The organism is Vibrio sp. VPAP30, assembly GCF_001188205.1.
Classification (GTDB): Bacteria; Pseudomonadota; Gammaproteobacteria; order Enterobacterales; family Vibrionaceae; genus Vibrio; species Vibrio bivalvicida.
Map to the genome: position 1 here is coordinate 41,477 of NZ_LBLS01000031.1, position 13,466 is coordinate 54,942.

At 43.6% G+C, this 13,466-nt stretch carries 13 protein-coding genes; 11 read left to right on the forward strand and 2 right to left on the reverse strand.

The window, feature by feature from the left end:
- Positions 1–47: 47 nt before the first annotated feature.
- Entirely contained in the window at positions 48–272 is a 225-nt protein-coding gene (locus tag ZX61_RS13775) for a hypothetical protein (RefSeq protein ID WP_049845206.1), read from the reverse strand.
- 349 nt (positions 273–621) lie between these two features.
- Between ZX61_RS13775 and ZX61_RS13780 the strand changes: the two genes are divergently transcribed.
- The 5 genes from ZX61_RS13780 (at position 622) to ZX61_RS13800 (ending at position 5,319) form a co-directional block, all read left to right on the forward strand.
- The gene (locus tag ZX61_RS13780) at positions 622–2,241 is read left to right on the forward strand and encodes an ATP-binding protein (RefSeq protein ID WP_049845207.1); all 1,620 of its coding nucleotides are present in this window, start codon (positions 622–624) and stop codon (positions 2,239–2,241) included.
- Positions 2,238–2,924: a response regulator gene (locus ZX61_RS13785; RefSeq protein WP_049845208.1), complete on the forward strand. Its 687-nt coding sequence runs from the start codon at positions 2,238–2,240 to the stop codon at positions 2,922–2,924. Before ZX61_RS13780 ends, ZX61_RS13785 begins: the two co-directional genes overlap by 4 nt.
- Positions 2,925–3,005: 81 nt before the next feature.
- Complete coding sequence (locus tag ZX61_RS13790) at positions 3,006–3,767, forward strand: substrate-binding periplasmic protein (RefSeq protein ID WP_049845209.1); 762 nt, start codon at positions 3,006–3,008, stop codon at positions 3,765–3,767.
- A gap of 9 nt (positions 3,768–3,776) precedes the next feature.
- On the forward strand, positions 3,777–4,583 hold the full coding sequence (locus ZX61_RS13795; RefSeq protein WP_049845210.1) for a hypothetical protein: 807 nt from the start codon (positions 3,777–3,779) through the stop codon (positions 4,581–4,583).
- Between the two features lie 73 nt (positions 4,584–4,656).
- Positions 4,657–5,319: a DUF2726 domain-containing protein gene (locus ZX61_RS13800; RefSeq protein ID WP_049845211.1), complete on the forward strand. Its 663-nt coding sequence runs from the start codon at positions 4,657–4,659 to the stop codon at positions 5,317–5,319.
- Between the two features lie 3 nt (positions 5,320–5,322).
- Here ZX61_RS13800 and ZX61_RS13805 read toward each other — a convergent pair whose 3' ends face one another.
- A complete protein-coding gene (locus tag ZX61_RS13805; protein WP_049845212.1) occupies positions 5,323–6,366 on the reverse strand; it encodes a GGDEF domain-containing protein in 1,044 nt (347 codons plus the stop codon).
- A gap of 497 nt (positions 6,367–6,863) precedes the next feature.
- Here ZX61_RS13805 and nirB point away from each other — a divergent pair, with 497 nt between their 5' ends.
- The 6 genes from nirB to ZX61_RS13835 all read left to right on the forward strand — a co-directional run bounded on the left by nirB (position 6,864) and on the right by ZX61_RS13835 (position 13,362).
- On the forward strand, positions 6,864–9,422 hold the full coding sequence (nirB, locus tag ZX61_RS13810; protein WP_049845213.1) for a nitrite reductase large subunit NirB: 2,559 nt from the start codon (positions 6,864–6,866) through the stop codon (positions 9,420–9,422).
- Between the two features lie 14 nt (positions 9,423–9,436).
- Positions 9,437–9,760: a nitrite reductase small subunit NirD gene (nirD, locus tag ZX61_RS13815; RefSeq protein ID WP_004745192.1), complete on the forward strand. Its 324-nt coding sequence runs from the start codon at positions 9,437–9,439 to the stop codon at positions 9,758–9,760.
- 269 nt (positions 9,761–10,029) lie between these two features.
- Complete coding sequence (locus tag ZX61_RS13820; protein WP_049845214.1) at positions 10,030–10,878, forward strand: formate/nitrite transporter family protein; 849 nt, start codon at positions 10,030–10,032, stop codon at positions 10,876–10,878.
- A gap of 140 nt (positions 10,879–11,018) precedes the next feature.
- A complete protein-coding gene (cobA, locus tag ZX61_RS13825; RefSeq protein WP_049845215.1) occupies positions 11,019–11,777 on the forward strand; it encodes a uroporphyrinogen-III C-methyltransferase in 759 nt (252 codons plus the stop codon).
- 131 nt (positions 11,778–11,908) lie between these two features.
- Entirely contained in the window at positions 11,909–12,385 is a 477-nt protein-coding gene (locus ZX61_RS13830) for a LabA-like NYN domain-containing protein (protein WP_049845216.1), read from the forward strand.
- Between the two features lie 77 nt (positions 12,386–12,462).
- Positions 12,463–13,362 carry a hypothetical protein gene (locus ZX61_RS13835; protein ID WP_049845217.1) on the forward strand — a complete coding sequence of 300 codons (900 nt, stop codon included), beginning with the start codon at positions 12,463–12,465 and terminating at the stop codon, positions 13,360–13,362.
- The last annotated feature ends 104 nt before the right edge of the window (positions 13,363–13,466 follow it).

The window sequence follows — 13,466 nt, forward strand, 5'->3', positions numbered from 1 at the left end:
AAGAGGGAAGCGCGGTGGCTTCCCTCTTTGGTGCATTCAAAGCATAATTATTTCATGCCTGAGCATATGAATTCAGCACGCCACAAAAGTCGTTGTGTTTCTTTCATGTTGATCAACACTTCTTGACCAGACATTTGCGGGAATGCATGTAGCACTGTAACATCCTCGCTTTCTTCAGACTTTTGGTAAGCCCTTACGTGCGTAAAAGTACTTGATAGGTTATTCGACAGCATACCCTTAGATAAACAAATACCGAAAACGTCCCGTTTCATCGTATTTCCCTCTGACAATTAGGCTGCCAAATTATTATGTGTTTGTTATATCGAGTTTGGCAGTCAGTTTAAACGTTTCTACACATTTCTCTGTGTTCACTAATTATACGAAATTTACGACCATTTAGTACAAAAAATAATCTAAATTTAGTGTGATCAATGTCGCTTATTCCATTGGTTTTATATGTGGATTTTCTAACTAGATCTAAAAGTAATCGTTTGCAGAATAAGCAGCGGTTGCGTAATAACCGACGAGAATAAATTAATTTTGTAAGCTTCACAGTTTAATCAACAAGCAATCGAGGTGATGTTATACGAATGTTATTCTGCCTTGTACTAAGGAGAAGGTATGAAATGGAGTAGTATCAGCTTTCGTAAAAGGATGCTGATTATCATGACGCTATCAGGTTTGATTGAACTGTTGATTCTGGTTGCTGCGGGATTCATCTATATTAAACAGGCTCAAGAAGATGAAATGGGGAATCAGGCCCTTGGTGTTGCGTCATTTCTTGCTAAATCTCCCTATGTCATTAGTACCATTGAAAACGGTGTCGATGATGAGAGCCAACAACGTTACCGAAGTTTAACTCACCTGATTGGCGCAGCGTTTATTGTAATTGGCGACAAAAACGGGATTCGTTTGGTGCACCCGTTGGATGAGCGCATTGGTAAGCCAATGAAAGGTGGTGATAATGAACGTGCCCTGATTGGTGGCGAAGCGTATATATCGGTTGCTGAAGGTTCGCTAGGTTACTCCGTACGTGGCAAAACTGCCGTGTTCAACGACCAAGGTGACATCATAGGTGTCGTTTCCGTTGGTTATTTGCTAGACCGCCTGCAGGATCGAATAGAGCCCTTTATCATTTTCCTCGTGTTGATGACATTTGTTGTCGTTGGCGCAAATGCGATCGTATCTAGCTATGCTTCACGCCGATTTCAAAGAGCCATTTTAGGCTTTGAACCTGAAGAGATAGGGCGTCTTTACGTAGAACTTGATGTGACTCTAGAGACGCTCAAAGAAGGGATCATTACCATAGATGACCAAGGTAAGTTGCGTTCGATTAACCGCAGTGCTTGTCAAATTCTAAACTTGAGCAAGGAGCAAAGTCTCGCTCGCCCTCTCAGTGAGATTTTACCAGAAAGCGATCTGCATACTGTTATTTCAACTGCTCGCACCGATCACGACATCAACCTTTATTTAAACAATCAGCGTTTAATTGCCAACAGAAGCCCGATCATTGTTGATGGTAAGGTGGTGGGTGCGGTATCGAGTTTCCGACGACGAGATGACCTAACAGAGCTGACAGAACAGCTAGCGAAAACGAAAGAGTATGCCGAAATGCTTCGTTCGCAAACTCATGAACACCGAAACAAACTAAACACTATCAGCGGCATGGTGCAAATGGGAGAACTTGAAGCAGTTCAGTATCTCATAGGCCAAGAAACAGAGCACTATCAGGTATTAATTGAATTCTTGAGAGAGACGATAAAAGAGCCTTTGATTGCGGGGATGCTACTCGGAAAAACGGAGCGAGCACGTGAGTTGGGTATACAGTTAGTAGTTGAAGAGGGTTCGCGTCTGGAACCATTGCCAAAGTGCATAAATCCTGAAGATTTGGTGACGATACTAGGCAATTTGATCGATAACGCTTTTGATGCCACTAGAGAGGCAATTATGGGCGACCCACTGTTTCCATCCGTCCGGAGAGTCGTTGAAGTTTCGATAAGCGATTATGGCAACGAAGTGATACTAGAAGTTGTGGATCAAGGCTGCGGCTTGCCTGACAACATCAGTACAGCCGAATTGGTTGAACGAGGTGTTTCGAGTAAGGACGCATCAACGCGTGGTGTAGGCTTGTTTCTAATCCATCAGCTTGCAACTCGTTACCTTGGTGAGCTAGAGATGACGAATAACAAAAATCATGGTGCAAGAATGACAGTGTATCTACCTAAGGATGAACAGATATGACGAGAGTAACTCGGGTAATGATCATTGAAGATGATCTCGCCATTGCTCAATTGCATCAACGTTATCTGGAGCAGATAGGCTGCTATGAAGTGATAGGTATCGCGACCAGCAAACTTGAGGCAAACATACAACTAGACATACTTCAACCCGATCTACTGTTGTTAGACGTTTACCTTCCAGATGGTACAGGCTTGGAAATACTGCAAGATCTCCGGAGTAAGAACCTAAGCTGCGACGTGATCTTGATCACCGCGGCGAGAGATGTTGATACTTTGCAACAGGCAATGCGAGGTGGGGTCGTTGACTATTTACTTAAACCCGTCGTTTTTCCTCGCTTAGAAGCTGCTTTAGAAAAGTATGTACATCAAAAGCAACAACTTACTCATGCCAACGACTTAGATCAAAATATCGTTGATAAAATGCTACAAGCCCCTAGCACAAGTGAATCGTCAAAAAAACGGTTACCCAAGGGTATAGACGGGGTAACTCTAGATAAGATCAAAGCACTGTTTGTTGCTAAGCGAGACTTGACTGCTGACGAAGCGGGAGAACAGATTGGCGCAAGTCGAACGACAGCTCGCCGCTATTTAGAATACCTTATCAGCACTGGTGAACTTGAAGCCGACCTAAACTATGGTTCGGTAGGTCGTCCGGAAAGGACTTACCGGAAAGCTGTTAATTAATCTATCTAATTACCTAGACGGAATTGTGTACGACCTCTACATTTGTTTATAGGCTATAAACTAATGACTTGAGGTCGTCTTATGCGACTTTTAATATTATTTTTACTCAGTTATGGCTCATTTTTACAAGTTTCTCATAGTGTAGAACTAAATGAACTGAGCTATCTGACGGAACAGTATCCCCCCTATAATTTTGACCAAGGAGAAGGTGTCGAAGGCATAGCTATAGATGTGCTTAGGTCTGCGAGTGAGCAAGCTAAGAGTCAGGTCAAACTAGAGTCAATCCAAGTACAGCCTTGGCCGAGAGCGTATCGAAGTGCATTGATTAAACCAGACACCGTCCTATTTTCAACGACGAGAACTCAGCTTAGAGAACATATCTTCCAATGGGCTGGGCCGATCAGCAAAACTCGAATTGTGGTATTGGCTAAGAAAAGTAGAAATATCACTGTTAGCCAGCCTATGGCTCTTGCCCAATATCGTATCGGCGTTATTCGCGATGATGTGGGTGAACAACTACTATTGGAATTGGGAGTTCCAAGAGATTCTATGGTTGAAAGCTCAGTACCAGAGACACTCGCCAACCAATTTGTCAAAGATCGCATAGACTTATGGGCGTATGAAGAAAATGTTGCTAAATGGTGGCTTAAACGCGGTGGTTACAATACTGATGAGTATGAAGCGGTCTATGTACTGAGTGAAGGAGACCTCTATTTTGCATTTAATTTAGAAACAAACAGTGATTTGGTTCAGCAACTTCAGCAGGGTATCGATACCATCAAACAAACTATCGGAGAGAGTGGAAGAACTTTGTATCAAGAGATAGTGGCTAACTATAAATAAGGAGGAGGGATGAGATTTCTGAGTCTATTGCTATTTGTCTTAGCTAGTCAAACTTTTGCCAAACAGTCAATTACCCTTAACTTAGCCTCACAGCTTGACGATGGGCATCATTTTTATCATGAGCTTCTATTTGAAGCGCTCACTAAACAAGGTTATAAAGTAACAATTACCGTCCCTAGTGAACACATACCGCAAAAGCGGGTAATTAGGATGGTTGAAAGCGGCCAACTGAGCCTTACGTGGCTGCTCGCGACGCCTGAAAGAGACCAAAAATACCTTGCAGTCAATGTTCCCCTTACCAACGGGCTTATCGGCAAGCGCGTTATGCTCATTCCTCCCGCGCTTCAAGCAAGACTCAAGGGTATTAATACGCTCAAAGATCTACAGAGTTCCAAGCTGGTGGCAGGCTTGGGCGTCAACTGGTTTGATGTTGATGTGTGGAAACAAAATGGATTAAAGGTCTATCAAGAAGATGGCGAGTGGCGAACACTTTACGGAAAACTCAGCACTGCCGGAGATGTAAACTATTTTCCGCGAGGTATGAACGAGATTGGGGCAGAAGCGAAGCAAAATCCACATTTAGCCATCGAGAAAAGACTTCTGCTTGTTTACGACCGTGATTTCAAGTTTTACCTCTCAGCAAATATGGCTAGCTATCAGCCCATTATCGAAAGAGCATTACAAAAAGCCAAAGAGACAGGCTTGATTGATCAACTTGTTAGGAAGCATTGGGGAGAAAGCTTTAATCAAATTAAACCCGATGAAAGAGTCGTCATTAAACTTGAGTTACCGAAACACACATCTCAAAAACGCTAACCGTTTATTGCCCTCTGTGTATAATACCGAATAATCAAAGAATTGAACTCATTTAAGGTAATTTGAAACGCCAATGGAAAGTGTTTTTATTGTTGTCGCCATATTGGTTATTTTTTTTGTTGTGATTCAAAGACGCTATCTTAATCAAGATGAGTTGAAAGACAGTGCTTACAAAAAGAAGGGACCTCTGCTAAATGCCCAAGAATCGGCTTTTTACAACGCTCTAATTACTGCAGTTGGTCAGCACGGTGTGGTAATGAGTAAGGTGAATTTATCCAATGTGGTTACGCCTCTCGCGACGGACAAAAAGCAGTGGTTTATTGCGAGTAATCGCATTTCTAAAAGCTATTTCGACTATGTTGTGTGTGACCCGCGCACCTTAGAGGTGAGAGTTGCGATTGAACTAGATGATGGGAAAGAACTTAACAAAGGCAAAGTCGACAGACAAAAACTACTGATTCATGTAACTAAATCTGCGGGTGTTCCACTGATTGGAGCCAACATTAAACACAGCTATCAAGTGGGTCGCTTACGACGTCTTCTCGCTGCGCACATAGATTTGATTGAACCTGATAAGGAAATTCGTTTTTGTAAACGCTGTGGCAGCCCAATGACGATTAAGACTGCTAGCCAAGGTGAACACAAAGGACGGCGCTTTTTTACTTGTAGCCGTCAACCACATTGTACGTATACAGAAAACTATAATGTGGTTTTTGAAGAAGATAGCGACAGTTAAGAATTAAGAGAAATTCAATGCTGTTTCGGATGGACGGTTGCATACCATGACTTGGTTTCGACCGTTCTGTTTGGCGCGATAAAGTTCTTTATCGGCTTCTTTCAGGACACTTTCTAGGTTGGCATAGTGGTCACACTGATAAACCCCGATACTTGCAGTTAAAGAAATCGGGGCAGACTTGTCATTGAACTCGTAACCTTCAATTGCATTACGAATCTGCTCTGCTTTTTCTTTTGCTGTTCTTACACAGGTATTGTGCAAAGCGATACAAAACTCTTCGCCGCCTATTCTATAGACCAAATGCTCTTCACTTAACCCGTCGATTAGCGCTGCTGTTTGGATTAAAACAGTATCACCTACGTCATGACCGTATTGATCGTTAACGGCTTTGAAAAAATCTAAATCGAGAATCAAAAGTGAAAGAGGGAGTTTAATGCTTTCATTGCGATAACGCTCAAAATTATGGGTAAGGGCATGACGATTGTACACACCAGTTAACGCATCGCGAGAAGCAAGTTGCCCTAAAGATGCTTCAGAAACTCGTCTTTTTACTTCAAGAACATGGGAAGTGAGCCAAATGGTAATAAAGGCGAGCGAAAAGTTAATGGCAAGTTGAGAATTGCCTTCGATTCCGTCATTCCAAAGCCTAGTAGAGATGATTCCTATTTGTGCGATAAACCCGATGCTAGTAGCCAGTACACCTGCACGTCGGCCTAATATCAGATAGAACATTATCGGAAAAAGGCAGGCCCATATAAAAACACCAAACTCAAGTGGGTATTCATAGGTCGCTAAGCCAGTCACGCCTATCAGGCTAAATACGTAAGCAATAATAAACGGTTTAGAGATGGATTCGTGGTAGGTGTGATAGGCAATATAGAGTGAAAGCAGCCCAAATGCAGTTTCTATATAATGATGCGGGCTGTATTGATCAACAGCTAGATTATAGCCAGTCACACAGGCTGAGATGAATGCTAACAGCGTACTTAGCCAAAACAACACGGCTCGGCGCAATTGCCGAGAAGGATTAAAAATGTCTAGATCCATCCTTGTTGCCTTTGTCTAATAAATGAGAATATGCCAAAGCTTGAATATGAGTCTCATCATATGCTTTTTATAGGTGGAATCAAGGCAATAATTGAATAGAGATCACGCTATTTAAATGAGAGGTTACATAGTACACAACAAGAGTGTGGGATGTTTCTAGTAAGTCGATGAGTTGTATAGGTTTTGCTCATATTGTTTGGATTACGTTCTTGATGGAAGTATCCATTCAGAAAGGTAGCCATAAAGACAAGCTTTATCCTAGCGATTTGCGGTCAATATTTGAGATTCTTGCTAGTTGTAAACAGGCGAGTTGAAATGTGACGCAAGAATGAGAGGTGATTACCCTAAATGTAACATAATTACATATATCAAGTGGTTATTTTCTGCTCCTACCCCTTTAGGGTAGTTTAATTCTGTAATTGATTTACATCATGTATTAATTTTCTTTCACAATTAACAATTGGCTCAGATAAAGAACCTAACCCTTAGGAAGTATTATGAGCAAGTTGAAGCTGGTCGTTATCGGTAACGGTATGGTAGGGCACCGTTACATTGAAGACTTAGTAGAGAAGGCAGATGCATCCCAGTATGACATTACTGTTTTCTGTGAAGAACCGCGTGTCGCTTATGACCGTGTCCACCTTTCTTCTTACTTTTCTCACCACACAGCGGACGAGTTATCTTTGGTTAAAGAAGGTTTCTACGACAAGCACGGTGTGAACATGTTGATTGGTGAACGTGCAATTAACGTCAACCGTGAGAAACGCATTGTCCATTCTAGTACTGGTCGTGAAATTCAATACGACAAGCTGATTATGGCGACTGGCTCATTCCCATTTGTCCCACCTATCAAGGGCCGTGAAAGTAAAGACTGCTTTGTTTACCGTACTATCGAAGATCTAAAAGCGATCGAAGCGTGTGCGAAGAAGAGTAAAGTCGGCGTGGTTATCGGCGGCGGTCTACTTGGTCTCGAAGCGGCAGGTGCACTGAAAGCGCTTGGTGTGGAAACTCACGTAGTTGAGTTTGCACCAAAACTGATGGCTGAACAGCTAGACCAAGCGGGTGGTAATCAACTGCGCCAAAAAATCGAGAGCATGGGTGTTAAGGTTCACACCAGTAAAAACACACTTGAAATCGCTCCTGAGGGTAGAGATGCTCGTAACGTGATGCGCTTTGCTGATGGTACTGAGCTAGAAACAGACTTCATCGTATTCTCCGCGGGTATTCGTCCACAAGACAAGCTTGCCCGTGACATGCAGCTAGACGTCGCGCCACGCGGTGGTATCGCCATCAACGACTTCTGTCAGACTTCTGATGAGAACATCTATGCGATTGGTGAGTGTGCTTCTTGGAATGAAACCTTCTACGGATTAGTAGCGCCAGGTTACAAAATGGCAACGGTTGCGGTTGACCACATTGTGGGTAACGACAGCAAGTTCGAAGGTGCAGACATGTCTGCCAAGCTTAAGCTGCTAGGTGTGAAAGTTGGCTCTATCGGTGATGCTAACGGTCGTACTCCTGGTTGTAAGAGCTACGTTTACCAGAACGAAGAGCAGGAAGTATACAAACGCTTAATCGTATCTGAAGATAACAAGAAGCTTCTTGGTGCGGTAATGGTAGGCGATACTTCTGATTACGGCGATCTTCTTCAGTTAATGCTCAATGAAATTGACCTACCGGAGCACCCAGATGCACTTATCCTACCTGCACATGCGGGGGCTGAGAAACCTACTCTAGGCGCCGACGCTCTGCCTGATTCTGCGGTTATCTGTTCTTGTTTTGACGTAACAAAAGGCAAAATCGCTGAAGCCGTTGCACAAGGTCACCACACGATTGGCGACATCAAAGCAGTAACCGGTGCGGGCACGGGTTGTGGGGGGTGTATCCCACTTGTCACGTCAGTGCTAAACGCTGAGCTTGAAAAAGCAGGCGTTGAAGTTAAAGCGGATGTATGTGAGCACTTTGCTTACTCTCGCCAAGAGCTTTTCCATCTAGTACGTATTGGCGAAATCAAATCGTATGAAGAATTGCTAGAGAAACACGGTAAAGGTTACGGCTGTGAAGTGTGTAAACCTCTAGCAGGCTCTATCCTTGCGTCCTGCTGGGGTGACCATATTCTGAAGCCATCTCTGGTTAAACTGCACGATACCAACGATAACTTCTTAGGTAACATGCAAAAAGATGGTACCTACTCTGTGATTCCACGTATGGCTGGTGGTGAAGTGACGCCACAAGCACTTGCAGCACTTGCAGATGTTGCTGCGGAATACAACCTGTACACCAAGATTACAGGTGCACAACGTATCGGTCTATTTGGGGCACAGAAAGATGACCTTCCTGCAATCTGGAAGAAGTTAATCGAAGCGGGTTATGAAACGGGTCAGGCTTATGCGAAAGCACTGCGTATGGCTAAGACGTGTGTCGGCTCTACTTGGTGTCGTTACGGCGTTCAAGATTCAGTTGGCCTTGGCGTGATGATCGAGAACCGTTACAAAGGCATTCGTACTCCTCATAAGATGAAGTTTGGTGTGTCTGGTTGTACTCGTGAGTGTGCAGAAGCGCAAGGTAAAGACTTGGGCATTATCGCAACAGACGCGGGTTGGAACATGTACGTGTGTGGTAACGGTGGTATGAAGCCACGCCACGCGACACTGCTTGCTGGTGATCTAGACCAAGAAACACTGATCAAATACATCGACCGTTTCATGATGTTCTACATCCGTACGGCTGCGCCACTACAGCGTACTTCTGTATGGTTCGAGAACCTAGAAGGCGGCATCGACTACCTACGTGAAGTGATCATCGAAGACAAACTGGGTATCAATGATCAACTAGAAGCAGACGTTACCAAACTAGTTGAAGAGTTCCGCTGCGAATGGACGGATACCATCAACGACGAAACGCAGCTAAAACGCTTTGCTCATTTCATTAACTCAGATGAGCGTGACGACAACGTTATGTTTGTGACAGATGGCCGTGAGCAACATCGCCCGGCAACATTCACTGAAAAACATCCTGAAGCGAAAGGCGACATCCTTCACGTAGAAGTGGTTTAAAGGGAGAAGAAATCATGGCATTTACAAAAGTTTGCAACATCGAAGACATCATCCCAGGCACTGGCGTAGTCGCACTATTTGAGGGTGAGCAAGTGGCTATCTTCCGCCCACGAGCAACTGAAGAAGTGTTTGCAATCAACAATATGGACCCATTTTTTCAGTCAAATGTACTGTCACGTGGCCTGATTGTTGAACACGACGAGCAACTATGGGTAGCAAGCCCACTGAAGAAGCAACGCTTTAACCTAGCAACCGGTGTGTGTATGGAAGATGAACGCATGAGCGTGAAATCATACAAAGCACGCGTTGCAAAAGGTAAGGTTGAAATCGCGGCTTAAACGTTCGTTTAAATGTACTTTCATAGCCAAAATAGTTGTTGTTGCAGCTAGGAGACAAGCCGATTCATCCCTATGAGCATAGGTGTTTTATGTGATTAGGGTGAAGAGGTGCAGGCAACAACGCTGCGGCAACAAATATGAAGGCTATGGAGATTAAATAGCTTAAAGGTTCGTTGTTTCTCCGTTGGGGAACAGAGGAACAGCGGGTCTTTCACTATTCAATTTCAACTTTCAACTTTTAACTTTCAATTTTGAATAAGGACACATTCATGTCTACAGACTTTAAACCTGCTGAATTCGTGCAAACAATGATCAATGTTGGCGAAGCAAAAACGAAAACCAGTGCTCGCGATTTGCTTCTTCGCGGTACGATGGCGGGCATCATTCTGTCTCTTGCGGTCGTTGTAGCTATCACAACAATCGTTCAAACAGGTGTTGGTGTGGTTGGCGCACTTGTTTTCCCAGTGGGCTTTGTCATCCTATCAGTCATGGGCTATGACCTAGTGACAGGTGTTTTTGGTCTTGCTCCTCTGGCAAAATTCGAAGGCCGTCCGGGTATCACATGGAACCGAGTCTTCCGTTGCTGGGGTCTTGTTGGTCTAGGTAACCTTATTGGTTCACTGATTGTTGCGTACCTAGTGGCTATTTCTCTAACAGGTAACTTCTCACTTGAATTGAACGCGGTTGCGAAGAAATTCATCGCTGTTTCAACCGCTCGTAGTGCAGGTTTTGAAGCGATGGGCATGGACGGATGGATCACCTGTTTCGTACGTGGCATCTTCTGTAACCTAATGGTTTGTTTAGGTGTGATTGGTAACATGACGGCACGCACGGTTGCTGGTCGTGTCGCAATGATGTGGTTCCCAATCTTCATCTTCTTTGCACTTGTATTCGAGCACACAGTAGTAAACATGTTCCTATTCCCACTAGGTATGATTTTAGGTGCGGATTTTGGTATCGCGACTTGGTTGAATTTCAACCTTATCCCAACCATCCTTGGCAACATCGTTGGTGGTTTGATCATGACATGTATCCCGCTATACCTGACTCACGCAAAAACAGCGCCTTCTCTAAGCGATGAAGAAGAAGTTAATGCGAAACCAGCACTAGCGAAATAATGATCTACAGCCCCACGTTGATGCGTGGGGCTCCTAACCATCAAATACAGTATTGATTTGAATATAAAAAGTAGTCATTCATTGTTCGCACTCGTTGAGTACTACTCTTTATATCCAAATTTAAGTTGATAGGCATAGCTATGAGCATGACTCCCATCTCTCCATCAAACCTTGGCTTTGTTTCTTTAGTCGGTGCTGGGCCAGGCGACCCAGATCTACTAACAGTCAAAGGCTATCGAGTGATTCAACAAGCAGAAGTTGTGGTATATGACCGTCTAGTCTCTCCAGAGATTCTGGCATTAGCCAATAGCGATGCCGAAATGATTTATGTGGGGAAAAAGCTAGATTTTCACTGTGTTCCTCAAGACCAAATTAATCAGATTCTGGTTGAGAAAGCGCAGCAAGGCAAAAAGGTTGTCCGTCTAAAAGGCGGAGACTCGTTTATATTTGGTCGTGGTGGAGAAGAGCTAGAAGAGCTTGCCGAACATGGCATCCGCTTTGAAGTGGTTCCAGGTATAACCGCTGCTGCTGGGGCGACGGCTTATGCGGGGATTCCTTTAACGCATCGCGATCATGCTCAAAGCGTTCAGTTTATTACAGGTCATGTGCAGAAAGATGGCCGTGAAATCGAATGGCACTCTTTAGCTCAGTCTAATAACACACTCGTGTTCTACATGGGCTTAAAGCAAAGTGGTTACATCACCGAAAAATTGTTGGAAACTGGGCTAGATTCGAATATGTCTTGCGCCATTATTGAAAATGGAACCCGACGTGAACAAAGGGTATTTACAGGGTCGCTGAAAGAGTTGCCAAACATGGCGAAAGAGGCAGTGAGCCCAGCGTTGATTGTTGTTGGAAGCGTGACGTCTTTGCACGATAAGTTGAAGTGGTTTCATTGAACATTATCCAACCCTGTTTGTTAACGAATTAGACCTGATATCATACTTGAAGTGATTCAGGTCTTTTTGTTTTGGTGTATTTTGCGCGTTGTTCTGATACAGTCTCGGCGTCGAAACTAAGGTAATCAATCATGGAAAAAATCGCGATTTTTGTCGATGTACAGAACATCTATTACACCACTAGAGATAAGTATCGAGCGAATTTTGATTACAACCAGTTTTGGTACATCGCTACTGAGGGTCAGCAGTTGTTAGAAGCCAATGCCTATGCGATTGCCTCTCATGATCCTAAGCAGCGTCAATTTCACCATATCCTACGTGGTATCGGCTTTAACGTTAAGCTTAAACCTTATATTCAGCGACATGATGGCAGCTCAAAAGGAGACTGGGACGTAGGGATTGCCTTAGACATCTATGAAGCGGCCTCAAAGGTTGATCGTGTCATACTCCTCTCCGGTGATGGAGATTTTGAGATGTTAGTCGACCGAATCCAAAAACGCTTTGATACTAGAGTCGATGTCTATGGTGTGCCTGGTTTAACCGCTCAGTCATTGATCGATGTTTGCGATAGATTCATTCCGATTGAAAAGACACTATTGTTGAGGTAGGCAAATAAAACAATAAGCCAGACTTTCAACTCTTAATGTTATGATTCCTTCGAAGTGTTAAGTAATCAAGGAATTACATGTTTAATACTGCTGATGATATCACCATTTCGGTGTCTGAAGAGAAGATAAACATGCTAGATGAGCTGCTGAATAACATTGATGCTGAGATGGCGATCTCTATGTCGTGTGCCCGGCGTGCTCAAGGTATGTCTATTGCTGAACTACAGCAACGTCTAGAAGGTCTGAATGCTTCAACATTAAGACGTTACATGCAGCAGAGCTATCGATCGATGCGCCCAATCCATGTCGTTGCTGCCCTGTCATGGATAATGATGGTTCCAATGACGAGCTTTTACCATGCAGTTAAGCTACGAGAACATTATCGTGGAATGGATGACAAAGGGATAGAGGCTCTGTTTTGTATTGGTCGCTTACCAGAACAACAGTTTGAATTGTATTTGGATCTCATTGCATCTTTGATGAGCTCAACGACAAGAAATGAATTTGAACGTTTTCGACGAGAAACCACAGCTCTTGTAGATCCTGAAATACGCTATGATGATTTGTTTGCACCTAAAACTCTCGATATGAACGCTTTTGCGATTGACTATTATCGTTCGATCGCGATAACTGTGAAGCGTTTTCGCCGTACACACCAAATCTCCATTAATACGATGGCCCGAGTCCTAGGTCTGTCTGAGAAACAGTACATTCAGTTAGAAGATGTTTACAAAGTACGAGACTACTCTGTGGCAATAGGCTTTAGAGTCAAGCTAGGATTTAATCTGAGCTCACATGTTAACTTTACCTGCGAAATGCGACAGTTTCCGCAATTTCACCAATTGCGACAAATGCAGCATGTCCGAGACTCATTGATGATCGAGGCGTTAAGAAATTTAGATGGAGAGCGAAAAATTCGCGCGGTAGAAATACTGACTCCTTTATCGAAAATATACACCAGAAATGTGACTCATTAACGCGGAGTGAAAATTGGCAAATCAGTTTGTACACTCTCTTGATCTTTATTTTGGGTATTAATATTCTTATTTTGACTCTCATCGCATCAGGCTTTCGTTTTCTT